Source organism: bacterium 336/3, from assembly GCA_001281695.1.
GTDB lineage: Bacteria > Bacteroidota > Bacteroidia > Cytophagales > Thermonemataceae > Raineya.
On record LJIE01000001.1, the window covers coordinates 906,461 to 930,474 of the forward strand.

Consider the following 24,014-nt stretch of genomic DNA (forward strand, 5'->3'; position numbering starts at 1 on the left):
ACATGCGTAAAAAATGAAGAAAATCTTTGTTATTATTCTCAATATAGGCTACTGGCTATGTTATTTCCTTTTGTTGATGATTATTTTGCTCTTGACAGTACAACCACAAAAAGATTTTTGGCAAAAAGAAAAATACATAGCCATGACTTTTATAGGAGTTTTTACAGTGTTACCTGCTATTATTTCTTTTTATGGAAGCTATTTTTTCTTAATTCCATTCATCAATCAGAAAAAGCATAAAAAATTTGCAATAGGAGCAGTTATCTTAACTCTTATCAGTATTACTGTTACTTTTTTTATTGTTGTGCCTTTTATCAATCCAAATTTGACATTTGAAAAAATTGTAGGTATAGCTTTGGAAGTAGGTATTATGCTAGGAGTTTTATCTGTAATTCATGGGACGTTGGGGCTTGTGGTAAAGGGTTTTATCAATTGGTATCAGGACATTAAATGGAAAGAACAAATTACCCAAAAGAATCTTGAAATAGAATTGGCTCTCATTAAATCACAAATAGACCCTCATTTTCTTTTCAATACACTCAACAATATTGATATTCTGATTGAAAAAGATGCCCAGCAAGCATCTTTGTACTTAAATAAACTTTCAGAAATTATGCGTTTTATGCTCTATGAAACCAAAACAGAAAGAATATCTCTCCAAAAAGAAGTAGAATACATTACAAAATACATGGATTTACAGAAAATAAGAACTTCTAATCCTAATTTTGCTATATTTTCAGTGGAAGGAAATATTCAAAAACATATAATTGCACCCATGATTTTCATTCCATTCATTGAAAATGCTTTTAAATATGCACCTGTTTTGAAAGAAGGTAATGTAATTGAAATACAGATACTTGTAAATAATAACTCAATTGATTTTTTTTGTAAAAATAAAATACAAAATATGATAGCTCAAAAAGATTTTGGAGGGTTGGGCAATGATTTGATTCAAAAAAGATTGGAGCTTCTGTATGCGAAAAAACACACATTGGAAATAAAACAAACATATGAAAACTATGAAGTACATTTAAACATCAAAACAGATGAAAATTAACTGTATTATTGTAGAGGATGAGCCTTTGGCTCAGGAAAGAGCAAAAGATTATGTCAATAAAGTTCCTTTTTTGGAGCTTCTGGGAGTATTTGATAACGCCTTAGAGGCTTTAGGTTTTTTGAAAAATAATACTGTTGATTTACTTTTTTTAGACATCAATCTGGGTAATTTTTCGGGTATTCAACTTCTTGAAAATGCCACTATTACAAGTCAGGTTGTTTTTACAACAGCGTATCAGGAGTATGCTCTCAAGGGTTATGAGTTGCAAGTTGCTGATTATCTGCTTAAACCTTATACATTTGAACGTTTTGTACAGGCTGTCAGTAGGGTTCAGGAGCTTGTTGGAAATAAACAAGAAAGCCTGACAAGTCAGAAAAAATTTATCTTTGTGAAAACTGAATATCGTTTGGAAAAAATTAATTTAGAGGATATTATCTATATTGAAGGCATGGATGATTATAGACAAATCCATACAACCACAAAGAAAATCATGACACTCCAAACATTTACAGATTTGGAGAAGGAAATACCTTCAAATATTGTTTGTAGGGTTCATAAATCGTATATGGTAGCTATTGGGCATATAGAATCCATTGAAAAAGACAGAATTAAAATAGGCAATAAACTCATTCCTATTTCGGATAGTTATCGAAAAGATTTCTTTGATTTGATAAAATAAGCATCTGATGATAAAAAAACTAAAAAATGTAGCCCTGATTGCTTTTACAGCAAATTTTCTTGCTTGCAATACTGATTCTGCAAACAAAAAATCAGAAAATGACAGTTTGCAAACTTCTGTAAAAAAGGCTGATACAGCCAAACAAAGTGAACTGTTTGATAAAAATAGCTTCAAAGATGCCAAATTGGATGAAGGGGCAAAGAAATTAGCTCAGAAGCATAATCTTTTTGCAATGGATTTGTATAAACAAATGATGGTAAAAGATTCTAATGTGTTTTTTTCTCCTACAAGTGTATATAGTATTTTGGGCGTAAATCTGCTTGCCAGCCAAGAAAAAACGAAGGCAGAACTCGAAAAACTGCTGTATACTCAGTCGGATGCAAATACAGCGAAGAATTTTTATAATCTTTTTGGGCATTTATACCAAATCAATCAGGATACAACCTACAAGTTTAATATTGCCAATGCTATTTGGGTCAATAAAGACATTTCTTTGAAAACTGAATTCACTGATTTAATTAAAAAGAACTTTGAGTTTCAAATAAAATCAGGTGATTTTAAAAACCCAGAATTGGTAAAAGTTATCAACGAGTGGGTCAATAAAAATACAAGAGGCACAATACCTAGTATTATTGAAGCATTAGATCCTGATACCAAACTTGCCATGCTCAATGCAATTTATATGAAAGCTCCTTGGGCAGAGGCTTTTAATGAAAATCAGACTCAGGAAAAAACATTTTATCTGAAGGGCAAAGACACCACAAAGGCTATGTTTATGCACAAATACGAAGCTAATTTGTCTTACACAGAAGACGCTTTGTGGCAGGTGGTTGAACTCCCTTACAAAAACGATAGAATTAGTATGTTTATAGCTCTTCCTAAAGTAAAAAATCAGATTCAAAATATTCAAAATCAGATAAATACAAATAAAATAGAAGCTTGGGAAAAAGCTATGAAATCCGAATTGACAAATTTGAGTATGCCTAAATTTACGATTAGAACGGATGTTATCAATATCAGCGAATTTTTAGACAAAATGGGTGTGAAAGAAGCGTTCTCTGGTACAGCTAATTTTAAATTGATGTTTGATAATAATACAAGTATGCCACTTGGTCAAATATTTCATAAGGCATTTATCAATGTAAATGAAAAAGAAACAGAAGCCTCAGCCGTTACAATTGAATTAAAAACAGAAGAAGCCAGAGAAATACCCATACCCAAAGAGTTTCACGCCAATCATCCATTTGTATTTTGGATAAAAGAAAAAGAAAGTGGTATGATATTGTTTATGGGCAGATTAGATAACCCAAGCCTTCAAAAATAAACTTTTTAGATTTTAGATAAAATCGTAAATTGCAGCCCTAAAACGTAGCTAATATGTTCAAAAATTTTAAATCTGTTAATAAATGTGCTTATGGACGTGGTAGTTTTGCCAAATTGGGTGAGATTATTTCTGAAAAACGCCATGAGAATCAGGGGTATTTTTTGTTTTTGGTAGATGATTATTTTCAAGATAAAGAAGAATTTAAAGCAAGAATTCCTGCTGAAAGCAATGATGTGGTGGAGTTTATCTACACCTCTGGAGAGGAGCCTAAAACATCTCAAATAGACGAATTCAGAGATAGATTTTTATCTCAGAAAGGTCTTCCTGCTGGAGTAATTGGTATTGGTGGTGGAAGTATCATGGATATAGCCAAAGCCTTATCTTTGATGTTTACCAATGAAGGCTCATCAGTTCAGTATCAGGGACTTAATCTGATTAAAAAACCAGGGATTTATCATGTGGGTGTACCTACTATTTCGGGTACAGGTGCAGAAGTATCTATGACAGCTGTACTCACTGGACCTACCAAAAAATTAGGTTTAAAATGTGATTGGACAGTTTTTGACCAAATTGTTCTTGACCCCGATTTGATTGCCAGCGTACCAAGAAATGAGTGGTTTTATACAGGAATGGATACTTATATTCATTGTGTAGAATCTATGAATGGTCGCTTAAAAAACACATTTAGTGAGGCTTATGGTTACAAAGCCATTGAACTTTGTAAAGATGTGTATATCAATGAAGGTTATGGGCAAACTGCTGTCAACGATGAAAAACTGATGGTTGCTTCTTATTTTGGAGGATTAAGCCTTACTTATTCAGAAGTGGGAGTGTGTCATGCTCTTTCTTATGGGCTTTCGTATGTGTTTGGAACAAGACATTGTTTTGCAAATTGTGTGATATTCCCTCATTTAGGTGAATACTACCCAGAGGGTGTGAAGGAATTCAATGAAATGGTGGAGAAGAATAATATTTTTATCCCTAAAAATCTTTCTAAAGACTGGACTGATGCAGAAATCGAGAAAATGATTGATGTTTGTTGGGCACTCACTCACATGTGGAAACATGCTATTGGTGATGATTGGGAACAAAAGCTCACTCGTCAAAAATTAAAAGAATTGTATTTGAAAATGTAAAATATAGGGCGATTTTTTCGCCCTTTTTAAATTAAAACCTATCAGGTTTTATAAAATAATATTTTGTAACTTTTTGATTAAATGCAATCCATAGAACTCAAACCCAACCAAAAAATATATTTTGCTTCTGACTTCCATTTGGGAGTACCTACACTTGAAAAAAGCCAAGAACGTGAACGAAAAATAATTCGTTGGCTCGACTCCATTAAAACGGATGCTCAGGTAATTTTTTTGATGGGTGATATTTTTGATTTTTGGTTCGAGTACAAACATGCCATCCCAAAGGGCATGATACGTTTTCAGGGAAAACTTGCTGAATTGGTGGATAGTGGCATACAAGTTGTATTTTTTACAGGAAACCACGATATGTGGCTTTTTGACTACTTTACAAAAGAATTGGGTATTCCTATTTACAGAAAACCTTTGGACGTAGTGATTGGAAACCAGACTTTTTATTTGGGACATGGTGATGGTTTGGGACCTGGTGATAGAAAATATAAAATCTTGAAAAAGATATTTGCCAATCCTGTTTGTCAGTGGTTATTTGGTTTTTTACACCCCAATGTGGGTATAGGAATTGCAAAATACTGGTCAAGACATAGCCGAATACAAAGTACCAAAAAAGGAGAAGAACACTTTTTAGGAGAAGGAGAGTGGCTTTGGACATATACCAAAGAACAGGAACAAAAAAAACACCGAGATTATTACGTTTTTGGACACAGACACTTGCCTCTTGACTTAAAAGTTGGTGAAAAAGCCAGATATATGAATTTAGGGGAATGGCTACATCATTGTACTTACGCTGTTTATGATGGTAAAGATTTGGTTTTGAAGACATTTGAAGAGAATTGAAAGACTTAAATTCTTTTCAAAAAATTATGTTTTGCGTAATTTTTTTCTGATAAGCACAATAAGCAAGTAAATGATTAATGTTAATATCAGCAAGATAGGCTCAAGAGCAAAAACAAATCTTGAATATTCTATTTCTTCAGAATATGAACAACCATAAAAGAACTTTTGCTTTTTTATAATCGTATCGTTGTAAATTAAAAATTCAAAAACTTCACGATGGCAGGTAGAGAGTGTACCTACCCTAATAATCACGTAAGTATACGCCTTGTCATACAAAACAGCATGAGGCATTGTGGGGTCGTTTGCGTTTATAAGAGTTGTGTGATGACCATCTATGCTGGCTCCAAACTTAATAAACAATCCACTTAACGAATCGTGTTGTTTTTTAAAGAATCCTGTGTTTTCTATCTTTTTTAGAATTTGTTGTATCTCTTTATCAGAAGTTTTAGCAGTTTTTGATTTATAAATTTTCTCATAGTTGGATAAATAATAATCATAGTATTTACCTTCTAATATCATTAAGAAAGGTCTTTCATAAATCTGATAGTAGTAATCAGGATTTAAGCTAGAATCAAAAAAAGAAAATAGATTGGTATCTTTGCTGATTTGATTATTTTTTAAATGAGTAATGGAAAGAAATTGGTTTGCCTCTTTTAACTCACTAAAAACGGAGGGTCTTTTGGAGAAATACCCCCACGAATTAAAATTGAGAATTCCGCATACTAAACTTGTTACAACCAAACAAGGGAAGAATACCTTTCCAAAATTGATAAAAAATAGAGATTCTCTCAGCAATAAAGCACTTAATGTGCCTATTAAAATGGGTAGAAGATAACTAATAAAAAACCAAAAAGAATCATTGGTTGCGTTGTAATAAATAAACTCAAAGGTCTTGCTCCATGCGAAAATCAATGTAAAAAACCTTATTAAAACATAAAATATTGAACTTATGGCAATAACTTGGTAAGCTTTTTTCATAGAAAAATTAACTTAGAACTTTTGATAGTAATTGAGCTTAAAAGTAAATATTTTTATAATTTTATCTTCTTAATAAATTATACTATTTATGTGGAAAGAATTTCTTTGGGTGTTTGTTGGTGGTGGGGTAGGAAGCGTGGTGAGGTATGGAATAACACTTCTGACTCAATATTTGAACTGGCAAAAATTTCCTTATAATACCTTGATAGTAAATACCATAGGAGCTTTTCTGATAGGCTTGTTTTTCGGAATGTACCAAGAGCCTGCCACTAGAAACAAACTGATTATAGTAACAGGCTTTTTGGGAGGGTTTACAACTTTTTCAGCTTTTAGTTATGAAACTTTTGTATTAGCTCAAAAATCTATGCTATTAGCCGTTTTAAATGTATTAGCTAATGTTTGCCTCACTCTATTGTTGGTTTGGCTGGGTTATAAATTAACTTCTTAAAGACCTCAAATACAATTGAATCGTATTTTCTAAGCCTAAATACAAAGCATCGCAGACTAACGCATGCCCAATCGAGACTTCTAATAAATGAGGCACACTCTGATGGAAATAATATAAATTCTCTAAACTCAAATCGTGTCCTGCATTGATGCCTAAACCTAAACTATGAGCAATTTCAGCAGCTTTTTTATAAGGTATTACTGCATTCAATGGGTTTTGATCAAAATGATGAGCGTAAGGCTCTGTATAAAGCTCAATTCGGTCTGTGCCTATTTTGGCAGCACCTTCAATAGTTTCCTGAGAGGTATCTGTAAATAATGAAACTCGAATACCAGCATTTTTTAATTCTGCCACAATTTCTTTCAAAAAACTTTGATGCTTAATAGTATCCCAGCCAGCATTTGATGTAAGTACATTGGGAGCATCAGGGACAAGCGTAGCTTGTGTGGGTTTTACTTTCAAAACTAAATCAAGCCATTGTCTATCAGGGTAGCCTTCAATATTAAACTCTGTGGTAATGAGTGGAGCAATATCTAAAACATCCTGATAACGAATATGCCTTTCATCTGGACGTGGGTGAACTGTAACACCCTCAGCTCCAAAATTTTGAATATCTGTTGTTACTTTCTGAATATCAGGATTATTGCCCCCTCTTGCATTACGGATAGTGGCAAATTTATTGATGTTTACACTTAGTTTTGTCATGGCTTGTTGAAGTAGGAATCCAAGACAAATTTAATAAAAGTTTAGTTTTTTTCAGTCTTAAAATCGTCTATTTGTTCTAGAGCTTTCATGGCATTCAATAAAGGAGTCCATTCTTTTCCTTTAAATATTAATAAAAACCATTTTTTGTCTCTGTTTTCTTTTTTGATATTCAGAAATAACCAAACAGCCACATACACAAATATAGATATAACGCTCATTTGTAAAGCAAAAACCCAGAGGTTTTCAAACACATAATCACCCCAATAAAAAGTTGTCCAAAGTGGTAGCTGTAAAAATAATATTCGTGTCACCCATAGAGTAGAAGCCTGTAAACGAGTAATTTGTTCTTGTGTTTGGATAATGGAATGGCTTATATCTATATTGTGGATTAAATACATTTGGTATAAATACACTCCAATTGCAATTTTTGTAATAAGACTTTGCAAACCTGCTGAAATCAAAAAGAAAATACTTGTAGAACTAAAAGCATACAATGTTAAATTGATGACAATATAATCCACCATTAACACCCATAAAACACCTATTATAATCGTAAATATTTTTATAGGCTTCATAGAAGAGATAAAAGACTGAGCTTTCAGCGTACTAATTTCTTCAGTTTGTTGTTTATTTATCAGCAATACATCTTCCAATTTCTGATGATAAGATTGCCACATTTGTTTTAAATTAAATTCTTCCATAGTTTTAAAAATTTGAATGTTTTGAGAATTGTAGTTTCAGTTTTTCTTTAATTCTGCCTACTTTGGTAGCTACATTGGTTACAGAAATTCCTAAAATATCTGCAATTTCTGCATGAGTCTTATCTTCCAAATAAAGTAAAATCAGGGCTTTATCAAGTTCTTTTAATTCACTAATAAATTGTTCTAAAAGACTGATTTGTTGTTCTTTTTGAGGTGTTTGTTCTTCCTGAATCTGAAAAACTTGTTTGTTTAAAGGAACATCTTTAGATTTTTTAATAGAGCCTTTTCGATAAAATGAAATAGCAACATTCAGGGCTATCCGATATAGCCAAGTGGAAATTTTAACACTTTGATTGTATTTGGGAAGAGCTCTCCATACTTGTATCATCATTTCTTGTACAAGGTCTTGTCTATCAAGTTCACCAAAACAATAAGTACGAGCTATTTTTAAAAAAATGCCCTTATGCTCTTCTATAATATCCTGAAACCACTGACTATAATCCATAAAGACAATTGTAATTAAAAAAAATCATAAAAAAACGAATAACAGAGTGAGACAATTTCTTCTCTATTATTCGTAGGTTTTGTGATTTAATCACACTTTTTTAAAACTATTTTTTATTTCTTAAAACAGTATCTGTATAACCATCATCCCAATACATCTTAAACGAATTACAGAAACCATTCTCATCAAAAATAAACTCAATTTGATAATCATTGCCAATTTGATAAAGTATTTGGGTAATACCAATCATTTTTTCAGGACTTTTATAATTTTTTTTATCCATAAATAGTAACTGATTATCTTTAAGGGTTACTTCAAAATAGTCGTATTCACCTACAAGTTTTGATGCAATAGAAGGATTAAGAGTGAATACAATACTTTTTGATTTAAGAAAATTGATTAGAAAATTAATTTGATTTTTCTCAGTATCTGATTTTGCAGCATTTTTTTTATCCTCTAAAATAAGACCTTGAGCTGTAAGTAAGGCATTTTCTTCTGGTATTTGTATTTTTGGAATGATTCCTTTTCCTTCCCAATCTGTTTTTGTTATCACATGCTCAGAACGTGAATAAGGTATAAAACCTACAAATCCATTGCTTAGACTAAAACTTCGTGTCAAATGAGCTCCACCTCTTGTGATTTCTCCTACTATTGTGGCATTTTTTAGGTTTTGCAAATTATAGGCAAAACTCTCTGCTGCAGAGAAAGTTCTTTCACTAGTGAGTATGTAAATGGGCATTTTCATAACCAACCCTCTTGTTTTTTTTGAATGGTTTTCAATATATTGATCATTCCATTTATTATCAATTCTATTAAAACGTCTACCTGTATAAGTTTTGGAACTGAAAAAATAGTTTAAAACTTCACCAGCAACCAGTCCATTTCCTCCAAAATTATTTCTTAAATCAATAATTAATGCATCTGTATTAGCTACAAATTGCATAGCAGCATGAATAGTTTCACTGGTTGCTTGACTGGGAACAGCAAAACCATTTAACTGAATATAGCCAATATTTGAGGGTAAAATTTCTACTTTTCTGAAATGGAAATTTTTCTTCTTGTCTTTTTCAATATCTTCTGTTGTTATTTTCTCAGCTCCTTTTTTTGAAGATAAAAATTCTATTATTTCTTTTTCAAGTTCAAAGTCATAATCAATTCTGAGGTGTTTATCATGGTAAATAGAACGAATATCTTTGTTTATTTGACGAGCCAAATCATTTGGTCTTTTCAATGTGTCATATACACCTTTTTTATTTTGCTCTTTGATAAAGTCAGTCATAAGTTTTGCCTTTTCAGGGAAAACTTAGTTTTTATCTAATGCTTTGCAAATATTATCAACCACTGTATTTTTAGTTTTTAAGTCCATTAACTTGGTTTGTCCTATTGACACAATGTGGACAAAAACAAAAAAAATTAAAGAAAAGATGCTGTTTTTCATTTTGTTATTAGTTTTTGTTCGAAATAATTTTGGAAAGAATAATTTATAAATATTCAACCTTATTCAAAGGTCAAATTTTGTTATTAATGATATGCTTAAGATATTTTTATAATATCATCTTTGTAAATAGAGAAAATAGGTAATAAGTTTTTGTGATTTGTATTTGATGTAAATATAATTGATATATCAAATATAAAGAAAAAAAATAATAAAATTTTATTATTTAATTTTTATTTATTCTTTTCGCTTCACCTGAAAATTCTCCATTGTTTTTGATAAGAATAGTGTCTTTATCTAAAAATGTAACAGAGTAGTTTCTTGATAATACAAAAGCAGTATTTTCAGATGAGAAATATAGCTTTTCAGGTGTACCATCATTGCTATTTTGGATATAGAACTGATTATTATTCTTTGTAATGGAAATATTAAATTCTTTTTTTAGAGTTTTGAGGGTATAACTACCTGTTAAAATATCATTTGATTTGATATTTGGTTGAATAACAGTCTTATATTGATAACTTACATAGTTCTCCCAATGAAAAGTAGTGGCAATGCTATTTAATATTTCAAGGATTATTCCTGCGTAAGAAGTATTTACAATAATTACAGCCCCATCTTTTCCATCAAGACTTCCTATATATACAGATGTATAGCCATCTATGCTACCCGCATGTGTAAAATATTGTCTGTTTCCTTTTTCAAACAACATGATACCCAAACCATTTTTATAAGGTACATCTAAATTGCCATCGTAGGTTTTTTCACCTAATTGTGGTGTAAACATTTTTTGAATAGTTTCTTTTTTGAGAAATGTATTATCTTTTTCATTATAAGCATTTTGAATTGCAATAACCATTTTTGCAATATCATCAGTAGTAGAAACTAATCCTCCCTCAGCCTGACAAGGAAAAACCCAAGAAGGCACAACTTCATAATCATATACATAACCACGAGCCAATTTTTCTTCTTGTACATTATTTAACTTTACTGCAAAAGTACTATTATTCATTTGTAAAGGTCTAAAAATACTATTGGTTAACAAACGGTTATAATCCGTATCAAAATTATCAGACAATATTTTTTGAATAATACAGATTGCTTGGTTAGAATACTGATAATCTTCATTGGGTTTACGGATGCTAATAGCACCCTTTCCTAAAGCGGGTTTTTCGCCTTTTACAATTTGTGTAATATTTGGTAAAGGTTTGTTATGTGTGTAATCCCCTGAAGCTCCATCATCCCTAATAATACCTGCAGTGTGGCTTAATAAGTTAGCAATTGTAATTTTTTGTCCTTTTGAAAATTTATTTTCCTTAAAACTTCCATCTTTTATATACTCTCTAAAATCAGTATTAAGTGAAAGTTTACCTTGTTCAATTAATTTCATCACACACAATGCATTGGCAGTCTTACTAATTGAAGCAAAATGAAATAACGTTGAACTATCTGCTTTTGTATTTTTTGAGATATCAGCTAATCCATAACTTTTGGATAGAACAATATTTCCATTTTTAATTACTGAAATAGCTACTGAGGGAACTTTTCTAAGTTTCATTCTATCAACAATATGATAATGCGTAATTGCACTATCTTTAAGTTGATTAGTTGTGCTTAATCCATTTTCAAACTTTATAACTAAATTTTTATTCTCTTGTGAAAATATCTTGTGATTTAGAATAAAAAGAATAAAGATAAATACCAAGAATATCTTCTGCATTTAATTTTAATTATTAATATTATAAAATATAGGCTTTTTATTCTATTATTTTAAAGTGTATATAAAATTTGAATTAATAAGCTTTATTCAAATTCTATTAAAACCTTATTCTTTTCTACATTTTCTCCTTGTTTAATTTTAATAGCCTTAATAGTGGCATCTGTAGGCGATTTGATTACATTTTCCATCTTCATTGCCTCCAAAATGAGCAAAATATCTCCTTTTTGTACTTTCTGACCTACTTCAATCTTAATATTTATAATCAGTCCAGGCATGGGAGCTTTCACTTGATTTACTTTAACAGAAGCTGTACTATTCAACCCCATTTTTTCCAAAAGTAAATCCATACGATCTTTGGCTGTATAATCAAAAACTTCTCCATTGATTTTCAACTGGAAACTTTTCTCTTGGAAATCAGCTTTTACTACTTCTATTGTAAACGATTGGTCTTGGTGTACTACATGAAAAGTAGAATCATTGAGCGTTGTAAAATCCCAATCAAATGCTTCTTGGTTGATTATTTTCTGATCTTGAGAGGTTTCTACTTCAAAATTTGTTTGCTCATTCCCATGATTTAGTGTAATTTTATGCATAAATTTATCGAAGACCTTATGAGTGTGTTGAGAAAGGTAATAAAACAAATAAAAAAAATTCATTTGCCCAAATTTACAAAGAATTTTTACTTTATGACAGGCTTTGCTTTGTTTGTTTGGATGCTCTTTTTTGATGTAAATGATTTTATCAGTCAATATAAATGGAAAAAACGCCAAGACCGACTGCTGAAAGAAAAAATATATTATGAAGAATTAAATAATTCGCTCAAACAACAAATGAAAGATTACACTGAATCTGAAAATTTTGAGCGATTTGCTCGTGAAAAACACTTGCTTCAAAAGCCTAACGAAGACGTATTTGTCATTGTAGAAGAGGAAGAATAACAAATTTCTTCAAACTTTTTAGTTTAGAATAATGTTAGTTTAGTATCTGTTTGAGTTTTCAGAAAAAAGTGTTTGATGACTGCTCTTTCTTAACATTTTGCTCAAAAAACAGATACATTTTCTTGTTCTTGATACATCACATCTAATATTTTAATTCTATGTTAGGTTACCGTTTTACTGATTATGCCCCTGAAGAAAGTAGCCAACAAGGAAAAGCAAACTTTCAGGATTTGTTAAAAATATTCCTTGATCTCATTAATATGACAGGAGGGAATGTGGCAGAGGCATTGGCATGGCTCAATAATTTAGATAAAAAATATAATCTCACAGACGATGGCTATGGAATAGGAGATTTTATTGAAGATCTAAAACAAAAAGGCTATATCGAAGAAAATGAACAAGAACGTAGTGGTTTACAAATTACTCCCAAAAGTGAGCAAACTATTCGAAGAAATGCCTTAGATGAAATATTTGGTAAACTAAAAAAAACAAAAGTAGGAAATCATCAAACCAAGAAAACAGGGCAGGGTGATGAACTGGGTTCTGATAGAAAAACCTTTCAATTTGGGGATGAATTGGATAAAATAGCATTCACAGAATCTATCAGAAATGCTCAAATTAATCATGGATACGAAAATTTTTTCCTAACTCAAGAAGATTTGGAAGTTGTAGAAACAGAATACAAAGCTCAAACTTCTACGGTTCTGATGATTGATATTTCTCACTCCATGATTCTTTATGGAGAAGATCGCATCACACCTGCAAAAAAAGTGGCAATGGCACTAGCCGAACTGATTACAACTAAATATCCTAAAGATACTCTTGATATTTTGGTATTTGGAAATGATGCTTGGCAGATTAATATCAAAGATTTACCTTATCTACAAGTAGGACCTTACCATACCAATACAGTAGCTGGTTTGGAATTGGCAATGGACTTGCTCAGAAGAAGAAAAAATGCCAACAAACAAATTTTTATGATAACAGATGGAAAGCCCACTTGTCTGAAAGAAGGTATCCGATATTATAAAAATAGCTTTGGCTTGGATAAAAAAATATTAAACAGAACACTTAATTTAGGTGCTCAATGCCGTAGACTGAAAATACCCATCACTACTTTTATGATAGCTTCAGACCCATATTTACAAGAGTTTGTAAGAGAGTTTACAGAAGTTAATCAGGGAAGAGCTTATTACAGCTCACTCAAAGGCTTAGGGCATTATATCTTTGAAGATTATCAGAAAAACAGAAAGAAAAATATCTAAATCTATTCAGACTATTCGGTTTAAAGTCAGAATTTTAACAATATAAAAAAGATTTTTAATAAAAGTTTTTTTTATGTGTTTGATTATCTTATCTTTGTGCCTCCAAAAATTAAAGCTAATTTCTTGTTTAGCATAAATTAACAATAAAAAGATGACAAAAGCAGAAGTTATTTCAGAAATCGCCAACAACACAGGCATTGACCGTACAGAGGTTCAAAAAACAGTTGAAGAGTTTTTCAACGTGATCAAAGGTAACATGGTAAAAGGCGAAAACGTTTATGTAAGAGGTTTCGGTTCTTTTATCAATAAGAAAAGAGCAAAGAAAACAGCTCGTAACATTTCTAAAAATACAGCACTTATCATTGATGCTCATTATGTTCCTGCTTTCAAACCTGCTAAAACTTTTGTTGATCAGGTAAAGAAAACTGTAAGTGACAAAAATGCAAAGCAAGTTAAAAAGAAAAACTTAGCATAGTGTGCTCAAACCTCAGATAATCATAGTAACAGGTGCAATAGTTTTGGTAGCAGGTTTATTCTTCCTACCCAAAGTTGTTGTGAAAAATCCTTCAGGTATGGTAACACAAGAGTCTTTGAATAATAAAAAGACTGAAGCAACCAAAGAGGAATCTCATACTATGGAAATATCTGAAAATCAGAAACAAAAAATTACACTGTTTAAGAAAAATTTATTAAAATCTACATCTATCCAAGAACAAAGTCAATGGACTGATTCTTTGATAGTATCTTTTAAGGCTATTAATCAGTGGGATAGTGCTGCCAATTATGCAGAAAAACTATCTAATAAAATCAATAATGAAGCAACATGGCTTAAAACAGCCGAAACATATTTTGAAGCATTTACCTTTGCCTTAGATAGTACGAAAATTCGTACACTAGGGCAAAAAGGTTATACAGCCTATGAAAAAGTGTTAAGTTTGAATGAGAGTAATTTATTAGCTCAAACAAAAATGGGGGTTTTATATAAAAGCTTAAACCCTCAAGCACCTATGAAAGGTATCCAAATGGTTTCGGCAGTAGTGAAAAAAGATCCTAAGAATGAATTAGCTTTGTTTTATTTGGGAACTTTCTTTGCAGAACGTGGAGCTTTCCCTGATGCTATTGATAGACTTGAACAAGTAGTTGCTATTAATCCAAAAAATCCTGATGCTTGGATTTACCTTGCACAGTGTTATGAGGAAACTGGTAAACCCGAAAAGGTAAAAGAAGCCTTGACTAATGTTTTGGCTTTGGATATATCTCCCGACATTAAAAAGGAGTTAGAAAAGAAAATTAAAAGTATTCGTTAACCTTTAAAAATATTACTATTATGCCTTGTGGAAAGAAAAGAAAAAGACACAAAATCGCTACTCATAAGCGTAAAAAGAGATTAAGAAAAAATCGTCACAAGAAGAAGTAACATACTTCTCTTACGTTTGGGCTTTCAATACGTGAAAGCCCTTCATTTATTTATTGTATAACCAAAAAATACTATCAATTTGAATAATGAACTGATTATCAATGCCAGCCCTGAAGGGGTACGTATTGCTCTACTCAAGGAAAAACAGATTGTTGAATACCACGTAGAGCAAGAAGGCAGTCAGTTTGTAGTAGGTGATATTTACTTGGGGGTTATCAAAAAGTTAGTACCTGGCATGAATGCAGCTTTTGTAGATGTAGGTTATGAAAAAGATGGTTTCCTACATTACTTAGACTTAGGTGCAAATGTGAGGTCGTTGCTCAAATATACCAAAGAAGTAATAGCCAAAAGACAACAATCAGCTTTTTTAAAAGGCTTCAAATTAGAGTCTGAAATTGATAAAATGGGTAAAATAGAAGAGGTATTACAGAAAAATACTCCTATTTTAGTTCAAATTGCTAAAGAACCCATATCAACCAAAGGACCTCGTTTGGCTTGTGAACTTTCATTAGCTGGACGATATTTAGTATTAGTTCCTTTCTCAGATGCAGTCAGCATTTCTAAGAAAATTGTAAGCCGAGATGAAAGACAAAGGCTTTCTAAATTGGTGAATTCTGTAAAACCCGAAAACTTTGGGGTGATTGTCAGAACTGTAGCCGAAAATGTGGAACTATCCGAAATAGAAGCTGATTTACAAAGCCTGATGCAAAAATGGCAAGAAGGTTATAAAAATCTCAAAGAGGCTATGCCTCGTGAAAAAGTAATAGGTGAGATTGGTCGCGTTTCTGCAATTTTGCGTGATATGCTTAACGATAATTTCGATAATATTGTGGTAGATGATAAACTACTTTACGAAGAAATTAGAGGCTATATCAAAAAAATTGCTCCTAAGCAAGAAAAAATTGTAAAGCTACACAATAGCAAAACTAAAATATTTGAAACTCTTGGTATAGAGAGACAACTTAAAGGACTTTTTGGCAAAACAGTACCTCTTTCGGGTGGAGGCTACCTGATTATTGAACATACAGAAGCTCTCCATGTAATTGATGTAAATAGTGGTAATAAATCTTCTTCTGAAGCAGACCAAGAAGCAACAGCTCTGAATGTAAACTTAGAGGCTGCTACTGAAATAGCCCGCCAACTCCGTATGAGAGATATGGGAGGAATCGTGGTTATTGATTTTATAGATATGAAAAAAGCTGATAATAAGCGTGTTATCTATGAAAAAATGAAAGAAGCTATGGCCGATGATAGAGCCAAACACACTATTTTACCTCTTACACGCTTTGGCTTGATGCAAGTTACACGCCAAAGAGTACGCCCAGAAGTAAATATTGCAACACTCGAAGACTGCTCAGCTTGTGGAGGCACAGGCAAAATTGGAGCAAGTATTATTGTTTCTGATTTGATAGAACAAAATTTAGAATACCTGATTCAAAAAAATAATGAAAAAGGCATTCAACTCATTGTTCATCCTTATTTATATGCTTATTTTACCAAAGGATGGTTCCGCTCCAAAAGATTTAAGTGGTTCTTCCGTTATGGTAGATGGGTAAAAATTCTTGCTGATAGCTCATTTGGAATCAATGAGTTTCGTTTTAAAAATAAGCAAGAAGAAGAAATTGAATTGTAAAAAAACCCTCTTCATGAGGGTTTTTTTATTCCTACCTTTTTATATACCCTATCTTTTAATAAAACTTTTCTGCTTTTAGATATAACTTTTCTAATAAATTTGATAAGTGTCCACTTAGAGTCCTCTATTTTTAGATTATTGTCCACTCCTAATCCTCCTTAAAAATTTGCCAATATAATTCAAGGAGCTACTTTTGTACCATGTTTTTGAAATTCATAAACGTCCGGAAGTAATATGATATTTCTAAGAACAATTAAACAATATAATCAATTTAATTTTAATTTCCTAAAGTGTACGCAGTATGAAAAATCTTAAGCAAAGTTTCCTGATTTTAGCCTCAGTAGCTACATTGTATAGCTGTAAAAAAGCTGAAACTGTCCAAGATATTCAGCCTCAGACAAATGCATCTACACAGATTGCAGATGAAGTCATGGTTTTGAATGAAAATGACTTAAACAAAGCAATTGAAGAGCAAATGAAAAACTCACAAGAAGGTCTTGATTGGAATAAGTCTCCAATTAATGTAGTTTGGAGTGCTATTCAACATTCACAAGATAAACTTCTATTTGTAGGGTACAAACCTGCTCAAGTATCAGAATTAGAGGTACAAAAACATCTTTTAGAGTCTTCTGGAAGTCGTACAACAAGTTGGACAAGTGAGAAGGGGGCTTTATTAAATCTTATCTTAGAAGAAGAAGCAAAAATTAATCCATCTGTAAAACAAGAAGATATATTAGTTTCAGAAATGGATGAACTATCTGCTATAGTTATTAGGATTTCAAACCCTAATACACTTAAAAAAATGAAGAAAAGTGATTTCCTTCGTTATGCTGAACCAACTTATGAACCATCAAAACATTATGAAAATCAGCAAATTGCTACGGAGTCGATCTTACCTCAAAATTTTGGTTGTGGAGCATACTCACCAGTTACAGTGAGTTTTTTAACTCCTAATCCAAATTCTATTGCAATGGAATCATGGAATTATGGTTATCACAGAATCAAAGGTGCTTGGGCAAGTAATGTTACAGGTAAAGGAATAGAAGTTATGGTTTTAGATGGTGGACATTTTGACCAACAACAATTATTAACTACATACATTAACAATGGTTTAATTAAAGGCAGAAGTTTCCGTAAGCAATCTTTTATCTCTAATAGTGTAAATGATCCTCAAGACAATTGTGGTCATGGCACAGCTTTAGCAGGAGTAATAGGAGCTCCTCGTATGGATAATGGTTTTGGTTTTGATAGAGAGCAATCTATGATGGGGGTGGCTTATGGTTGTAACTTATATATGGCAAAAGTTGTAAATGATGTAGTGATAGATACTGCCGAAGAAGTTGCAGCAGTAGCCAATGCCTTTAATACAGCAGCCAATTCTTCTTCTGTAAGAATTATTAGTATGAGCTTGGGTAGAATAGGCAACGTGACAACCATAGCAGATGCCATTCGTAATGCAAAAAATAGAGGTAAACTAATTTTTGTTGCATCAGGTACAGCACCTTGGTTAGTATCTGTTTTCTCTAACTGGAATGGTGCTTCAAGTATTGTATTCCCTGCAAATATGGTAAATGAAACAGTAGCCGTTTCAGGTATCAAAACTAATTTTACAAGAGCTGATGAAGCAGTAGTAGGTGCAGAAACAGATTTTGTTGTAGTGATGCAAAATGATAATTTACCTGCTGGTACTGCAAAAACTCCATTGGGTATGTCTAAAAGTTCTCGTCCATATCCTTCAACTATTGGAGGCTCTTCTGTAGCTACAGCAACTATGGCAGGTATGGCGGCTTTGGTATGGTCTAAATTCCCTGGTGCTACAGCCAATGATATTTTATACAGACTCAGAATTTATTCCAATTTTGGCAATAACCGTCATCCTCAATTTGGTTGGGGAAGTTGCGATGTAAGCAAAGCTATTCAATAGATAATATTTTTACAAAAACATAAAAAAAATTTGGAGTGTAAAATATAATTCTTATATTTGCACTCCAAACACAGAGAGATGGCAGAGCGGTCGAATGCGGCGGTCTTGAAAACCGTTGACTGTAACAGGTCCGGGGGTTCGAATCCCTCTCTCTCTACTAAACCTAAACATTCGTTTAGGTTTTTTTATTTGTATAAGGCTGCAAAATCGGTAATGCTATGATGCTTCTATAACTTTTCAAAATATTTATCTAAAAAATCACCTTTACTTTTAAAGTATTTACCTTTAAAAGTAAAAATAATTCCATCAGAGAAAATTGTATCTTTCTTGTTCATAATGATTCTGTATTCCTTTCCAAATTTATAAGCAACATTTATTTTTCTAAGAGAGTAGATTGTATAAGCAATGGCTTTTACACTGTCTTTATTGTTAATTATTAATTTCTTATTTTTATTTTGAACTTCAATATTTTCAATGGAACTATCTAAATAATGTTGAAGTTGAGTAACAGAGGTTTGTCTTTCAATGAATTTGCTTTTATTAAATGTAAGAGTCAAAATAGAAATGAATAATCCAATGATTGGAAGAATCAGACTTTTTAAAAAGGACATTCTTGTTTTAACTATATTTTTAAGTATTAAATAATTTATGCCAATTGTAATTAAAAAAATAATGAATGTATAAAAAGTAAATTTATTTGAAATTTCATCGGCTACTTCTTTGCCAGTAAACTCTCCAAAATCAGTAACCACTATAAAAAAAGAAAAAATTATATAAAAGCAAAAACATCCAAAAATGAAAGCATTAAGAATAAATAGAATCATTTGATATATGTACTTTCTCATAATGGTTTACTCTATGTTTCTAAACTATACAAAAAATAATGTAAATTCTACAAATTATTAGTTTTTTACTGTATATGCTAAAATAAGCAGGATTTGACAAATAAGAACGTTATATACTTGATATATTCGTAAATAAATAAAACCGTTTATGAAATATCTATTTTTACCTCTCTTATGTTTTCTGTTAGTGACTCAGAAGTCATGGGCTCAGAATCTTATACGAAAAGGAAGTCTTGGAGTAGGTTTCTACCAGAAAGTTCCTGATAGCTTATTGACTAAGTTACAATATCAAAAAGGAGCTTTGATTCGCTTTATTGTACCCAATACTACGGCAGCCAGTTTAGGCATTCAACCCAATGATATTATTACTCAAATCAATAACAAGCCTATTAATGCTCCAAATGAACTATTTCCCATTGCAAAGAACTTAAGGGATGGCGAAAAAATAACAATTTCTCTTGTTCGTAACCAGAACCCAATGACATTAGAAGGCAAAGTGGTAGCTCGTCCTAAAGAAACAAGTGCCACAGCAGATGTTGTATATGGGGAGTTTGCTTATAAAAATGGTTATGTACGAACCATTTACAAAACACTTAAAGGTAAAAAACCACTGGGAACAGTTTATTTTCTGCAAGGTTTAGCTTGTTATTCCATGGATAACTTTCAAGAGTTAGACAAAACTAAACAAGCTCTTGATGCAATGGTAGATAGAGGTTTTGCTGTATTCAGAATGGAGAAGGCCGATATGGGAGATAATATGGGTATGCCTCCTTGTGAAACAATGGGTTATCACGAAGAATTAGCCATGTACGAAGCTGGTTATAAACATTTACTTACACTCAAAGAAGTAGATAAGTCTTCTATTTTTCTTTTTGGACACTCTATGGGGGGCATTACAGCACCCATTTTAGCTGAAAAATTTCAGCCAAGAGGGATTGTAGTGTATGGTACAGGTTTCAAACCTTGGTTAGAATATCTTTGTGATGCATATCTGATTCAATTACAATGGAGAGGTGAAGATTTAGGAGCTCTCAGAGCTAGTTTAGAGATGTTTAAACCATATTTATACGATTACTTTTATAAAGATAAGCCTATTGATGAAATTTGTAAAGAACCTATTGGATTGATGGCAATGCAAGAAATCTTAGGTTATAATCCTGCTACAAAAATAACATCATCATCAAGAAGCCCTTTGACTTACAAAGAATTAAATCAACATAATTTGGCAAAAGCATTAAGTAACTATCAAAATGATGTATTGGCTATTTATGGCGAATGTGATATTGCTGCCAACAATGCTGATGACCATATTAATCTTATCAAGTATGTAAATTCTAAACGCTCAGGGAATGGAACTTTTTGGCTTGCTCCTAAAACTACACATGGTTTTGAAGAGATTGGAACAATGGAAGAATTTATGAAATGGCAAGATAATCCACAAGCCTATCAACAATATGCAGCTACCAGATTTAATCCTAAAGTTTTTGACTATACCTGTGATTGGATGAAAGATGTTCTTAAAAAAATGCCTAATAAGAGAAAAGAGCCTCTTTTTAGGGAAGCAAGTGAAAACTTGATGGATAATGGAGCAAAAGGAGCAAGTATGGATGTAAAAGCTATAGATATAGATGGGGATAAAGATTTAGATATTGTGCTTGCCAATGAATTTCAGGCAAATACAATTCTCATAAATAATGGGAAAGGTGTTTTTACAAATGAATCGACTCAAAGATTGCCACAAGTAGTACATGATAGCGAAGATGTGGTGGTTGCTGACTTTAATGGAGATAAATTATTAGACTTAATATTTTGTAGCGAAGATGATAAAATCCATGAATATTATATCAATACAGGGAAGGGGGTATTTAAAGAATCGAGTTTTAAACTACCTGATTCAGAAGCCAATGCTATCATTACAGCTGATTTGAATAAAGATGGTAAACTGGATTTGATATTTGGTAATAATGGAGTGAATACTATACTTATTAACAAGGGAGATGGAACTTTTAACCAAGAAAATAACCGTTTGCCTCAAATAAAAAGAGTTACACAAGATTTAGCTCTGTTGGATGTGGATAAAGATGGCGATTTGGATTTATTTGTTGGTTGCGAAGATGGTAATTTATTGTACATCAATAATGGTAAAGGCTTTTTTACAGATGTAACAGAAACAAACCTCCCTAAAGGTGTTGATATGGAAACTAGAAAAATTAGCTTTGCAGATGTGGATAAAGATGGAGATTTGGATTTATTTTTGTCTAATGTGAATTTTATAGGTAATAAAAATCCTCAGAATAGGCTTTATATCAATAATGGAAGAGGAAAATTTACAGACGAAACAGATTCAAGACTTCCAACAGATACAGACCATACCATTGATGCTGTTTTTGAAGATATAAATAATGATGGTAGTTTGGATTTAGTGGTTTCCAATGTTTTTGGAGGCTATTTGAAGATATACCTGAATAATGGTAAAGGTACATTTGCAGATGAGACAGATGCTGTTTTAGGAAAGAAATATGTAAGAGATGGTTTGGGAGTAATAGTCGCTGATTTGGATGGAGATGGACAAAAAGATATTTATGTATGTGATAGACATAATCCTGCTATAGATAAAAAAGACCTTCTTTTACTTAAAAATAGGAAAATAATCGAAAGTTCTAATAGATAAGAAGCAATGACTATGGAAACTTTAATTTTAACACGACCTTATGAAAGGTTTAATAAATATTGCTCCTATATAATATTTATGAATGGAGAAAAAATAGGAGAGCTAAAAAATGGAGAAGAAAAATATATAGAGATAGACAATTTTTTTGATAAAGAAATAGAAGTGAAAATAGCATGGTGTGGTAGTGGTAAAAGAAAAATTAGTAAGCAACATCTAATCATTACAGGGAATATATTTTTTAACCAAAGAATGCCAATCATGGTGATACTATTTTGGATGACAGGTCTTTTGATTAATATAAACAAAGAGATTTCTATATGGGGAACTGGTTTGGTGTGCTTTCTTTTGTTATCTACTCTGACAATATTCAGAAATAAATGGATTCGTATTCAAGAATTGAACACTACATAAATAAAAAGGCTCTTTTAAAGAGCCTTTTTATTTATCCATGTATCATCCATTTGATAATTTCTTTGAAATTTACTTTCTTTCCATACATTAAAATACCTACTCTATAGATACGGGCAGCAACCCAAGTAATACCTAAAAAGCCTCCAATTAATAAACTCATAGACAAAATAAGCTCCCAAGTAGGAACGCCAGAAGCTACACGTACCATCATTACTACAGGAGAAGTAAAAGGTATCATAGACATCCAAAATGCTAATCCTCCATTAGGTTCATTGATAATACTTTGGGCTAGAATAAAGCCCAATATAAGTGGCAAACTGACTGGCAAGGTAAACTGCTGGGCTTCTGTTTCATTATCGCCTGCTGAGCCTACAGCTGCAAACATAGCACTATACAACAAGTATCCAAACACAAAATAAAATAAAAAGCAACCAATAATTAGAGGGATATTTAAGTTGCTAAGCCCTTTATTGATATTAGCAAGCATATCTCCTGAACTCTTTTTCTCTACTTTTTCTATGTTAGGATTATTTTTAGATAACTCTTTCATTTGCTCTATTCTTGGATCTTTGGCATCTACACCCAATGCTGCTGAAACACCAGTTGAAATAGCAAAAGTTAATAATATCCATAATAAAAACTGTGTGAGCCCTACAGCTGCAACTCCTAAAATTTTACCCAACATCAGTTGAACGGGTTTTACAGAAGAAATCATCACTTCTACAATTCTGTTGGTTTTTTCTTCAATAACACTTCTCATGACTTGTACACCATACAAAAGTACAGACATATAGATAAGGATAGCTCCTAAAAAGCTTACTGCATAAATAATTCCACTACTACTTTCTTTCCCTTCTTGGGTTTCAGTAGAAATTCTTACTTTCGCTTTGGTTTTATCTAAATCTTCTTGTTTGATATTCAAAGCTAACATACGCTCATCTCTAATAATACGTTCTAACTCATCTTCTAAATAATTTTCTACATCAAAACTTACATTTTTCTTTCCTACGAGTTTAAAGCCTTGAGGATTAGCCAAAGTCATTTTGGGAATTATTAGAAGAGCATAGCTTTTAGACTTTTCAAAATCTTTTCGAGCATTTAAAGAATCGGTATCAATGATTTGAAACTTGATTTTTTCTGTACTTTTGAGTTTGTTCCCAAACAATTTACTTTGGTCTAATACCTGAATATTTTTATCTTCTTTAAATGCTGAAGAGTTTGCAATCCAGGCAGGAACAACCATTAAAGCCGCAAATAAAATAGGTGTAAGAAGTGTCATAATAATAAAAGACTTCTTACGAACTCTTACTAAATATTCTCTTTGGATAATCAACCAAATTTTGTTCATGTCGTTGCAGTTTTGTTTGAAA

22 protein-coding genes, 1 tRNA gene and 1 pseudogene are annotated in these 24,014 nt (G+C 31.9%); 15 read left to right on the forward strand and 9 right to left on the reverse strand.

The features are described from left to right. Nucleotides 1–13 precede the first annotated feature (13 nt). From AD998_04230 to AD998_04250, 5 genes are all read left to right on the forward strand, one after another. On the forward strand, nucleotides 14–1,057 hold the full coding sequence (locus AD998_04230; GenBank protein KOY85464.1) for a hypothetical protein: 1,044 nt from the start codon (nucleotides 14–16) through the stop codon (nucleotides 1,055–1,057). Then, nucleotides 1,047–1,736 (forward strand): chemotaxis protein CheY, encoded by a 690-nt coding sequence (locus AD998_04235; protein KOY85465.1) that lies wholly within the window; start codon nucleotides 1,047–1,049, stop codon nucleotides 1,734–1,736. Before AD998_04230 ends, AD998_04235 begins: the two co-directional genes overlap by 11 nt. A 7-nt stretch (nucleotides 1,737–1,743) precedes the next feature. Then, entirely contained in the window at nucleotides 1,744–3,060 is a 1,317-nt protein-coding gene (locus AD998_04240; protein KOY85466.1) for a hypothetical protein, read from the forward strand. Nucleotides 3,061–3,113: 53 nt separating this feature from the next. Further along, on the forward strand, nucleotides 3,114–4,196 hold the full coding sequence (locus tag AD998_04245; protein ID KOY85467.1) for an alcohol dehydrogenase: 1,083 nt from the start codon (nucleotides 3,114–3,116) through the stop codon (nucleotides 4,194–4,196). 81 nt (nucleotides 4,197–4,277) lie between these two features. Then, a complete protein-coding gene (locus AD998_04250) occupies nucleotides 4,278–5,048 on the forward strand; it encodes a UDP-2,3-diacylglucosamine hydrolase (protein ID KOY85468.1) in 771 nt (256 codons plus the stop codon). A 24-nt stretch (nucleotides 5,049–5,072) separates the two neighbouring features. Here AD998_04250 and AD998_04255 read toward each other — a convergent pair whose 3' ends face one another. Then, nucleotides 5,073–6,026, reverse strand: coding sequence for a hypothetical protein (locus AD998_04255; protein KOY85469.1), 954 nt, complete (start codon nucleotides 6,024–6,026; stop codon nucleotides 5,073–5,075). 88 nt (nucleotides 6,027–6,114) lie between these two features. On the opposite strand from AD998_04255, the gene AD998_04260 reads away from it, so the two are divergent. Further along, the gene (locus tag AD998_04260; GenBank protein ID KOY85470.1) at nucleotides 6,115–6,474 is read left to right on the forward strand and encodes a hypothetical protein; all 360 of its coding nucleotides are present in this window, start codon (nucleotides 6,115–6,117) and stop codon (nucleotides 6,472–6,474) included. Here the strand turns inward: AD998_04260 and AD998_04265 are convergent. The 6 genes and pseudogenes from AD998_04265 to AD998_04290 all read right to left on the reverse strand — a co-directional run bounded on the left by AD998_04265 (nucleotide 6,463) and on the right by AD998_04290 (nucleotide 12,133). After that, a complete protein-coding gene (locus AD998_04265; GenBank protein KOY85471.1) occupies nucleotides 6,463–7,179 on the reverse strand; it encodes a pyridoxine 5'-phosphate synthase in 717 nt (238 codons plus the stop codon). The genes AD998_04260 and AD998_04265 overlap by 12 nt on opposite strands. A 41-nt stretch (nucleotides 7,180–7,220) precedes the next feature. Next, a complete protein-coding gene (locus tag AD998_04270; GenBank protein KOY85472.1) occupies nucleotides 7,221–7,880 on the reverse strand; it encodes a hypothetical protein in 660 nt (219 codons plus the stop codon). Nucleotides 7,881–7,884: 4 nt separating this feature from the next. After that, the gene (locus AD998_04275) at nucleotides 7,885–8,385 is read right to left on the reverse strand and encodes an RNA polymerase subunit sigma-70 (protein ID KOY85473.1); all 501 of its coding nucleotides are present in this window, start codon (nucleotides 8,383–8,385) and stop codon (nucleotides 7,885–7,887) included. A 505-nt stretch (nucleotides 8,386–8,890) separates the two neighbouring features. Then, nucleotides 8,891–9,442 (reverse strand): annotated as a pseudogene (locus AD998_04280) (hypothetical protein). A gap of 604 nt (nucleotides 9,443–10,046) precedes the next feature. Then, on the reverse strand, nucleotides 10,047–11,540 hold the full coding sequence (locus AD998_04285) for a hypothetical protein (protein ID KOY85474.1): 1,494 nt from the start codon (nucleotides 11,538–11,540) through the stop codon (nucleotides 10,047–10,049). An 83-nt stretch (nucleotides 11,541–11,623) separates the two neighbouring features. Further along, entirely contained in the window at nucleotides 11,624–12,133 is a 510-nt protein-coding gene (locus AD998_04290) for a carboxylesterase (protein KOY85475.1), read from the reverse strand. A gap of 18 nt (nucleotides 12,134–12,151) precedes the next feature. Between AD998_04290 and AD998_04295 the strand changes: the two genes are divergently transcribed. The 7 genes from AD998_04295 (at nucleotide 12,152) to AD998_04325 (ending at nucleotide 18,877) form a co-directional block, all read left to right on the forward strand. Further along, entirely contained in the window at nucleotides 12,152–12,478 is a 327-nt protein-coding gene (locus AD998_04295; GenBank protein ID KOY88050.1) for a hypothetical protein, read from the forward strand. A 158-nt stretch (nucleotides 12,479–12,636) separates the two neighbouring features. Next, nucleotides 12,637–13,743, forward strand: coding sequence for a hypothetical protein (locus AD998_04300; GenBank protein KOY85476.1), 1,107 nt, complete (start codon nucleotides 12,637–12,639; stop codon nucleotides 13,741–13,743). 151 nt (nucleotides 13,744–13,894) lie between these two features. Continuing rightward, on the forward strand, nucleotides 13,895–14,218 hold the full coding sequence (locus tag AD998_04305; protein KOY85477.1) for a DNA-binding protein: 324 nt from the start codon (nucleotides 13,895–13,897) through the stop codon (nucleotides 14,216–14,218). Between the two features lies 1 nt (nucleotide 14,219). Next, nucleotides 14,220–15,050 carry a hypothetical protein gene (locus tag AD998_04310; protein KOY85478.1) on the forward strand — a complete coding sequence of 277 codons (831 nt, stop codon included), beginning with the start codon at nucleotides 14,220–14,222 and terminating at the stop codon, nucleotides 15,048–15,050. Between the two features lie 189 nt (nucleotides 15,051–15,239). After that, entirely contained in the window at nucleotides 15,240–16,793 is a 1,554-nt protein-coding gene (locus AD998_04315; GenBank protein KOY85479.1) for a ribonuclease G, read from the forward strand. 301 nt (nucleotides 16,794–17,094) lie between these two features. Continuing rightward, entirely contained in the window at nucleotides 17,095–18,717 is a 1,623-nt protein-coding gene (locus tag AD998_04320) for a hypothetical protein (GenBank protein ID KOY85480.1), read from the forward strand. Nucleotides 18,718–18,789: 72 nt separating this feature from the next. Next, nucleotides 18,790–18,877: transfer RNA gene (locus tag AD998_04325), tRNA-Ser, on the forward strand. Nucleotides 18,878–18,944: 67 nt separating this feature from the next. Here the strand turns inward: AD998_04325 and AD998_04330 are convergent. Continuing rightward, nucleotides 18,945–19,541, reverse strand: coding sequence for a hypothetical protein (locus AD998_04330; protein KOY85481.1), 597 nt, complete (start codon nucleotides 19,539–19,541; stop codon nucleotides 18,945–18,947). A gap of 169 nt (nucleotides 19,542–19,710) precedes the next feature. Here AD998_04330 and AD998_04335 point away from each other — a divergent pair, with 169 nt between their 5' ends. Both AD998_04335 and AD998_04340 read left to right on the forward strand, forming a co-directional pair. Then, complete coding sequence (locus AD998_04335) at nucleotides 19,711–22,233, forward strand: hypothetical protein (protein KOY85482.1); 2,523 nt, start codon at nucleotides 19,711–19,713, stop codon at nucleotides 22,231–22,233. Nucleotides 22,234–22,311: 78 nt separating this feature from the next. Beyond that, complete coding sequence (locus AD998_04340) at nucleotides 22,312–22,644, forward strand: hypothetical protein (GenBank protein ID KOY85483.1); 333 nt, start codon at nucleotides 22,312–22,314, stop codon at nucleotides 22,642–22,644. 31 nt (nucleotides 22,645–22,675) lie between these two features. On the opposite strand, the gene AD998_04345 is transcribed toward AD998_04340, so the two are convergent. After that, nucleotides 22,676–23,992 (reverse strand): ABC transporter permease, encoded by a 1,317-nt coding sequence (locus tag AD998_04345; GenBank protein KOY85484.1) that lies wholly within the window; start codon nucleotides 23,990–23,992, stop codon nucleotides 22,676–22,678. Between the last annotated feature and the right edge of the window lie 22 nt (nucleotides 23,993–24,014).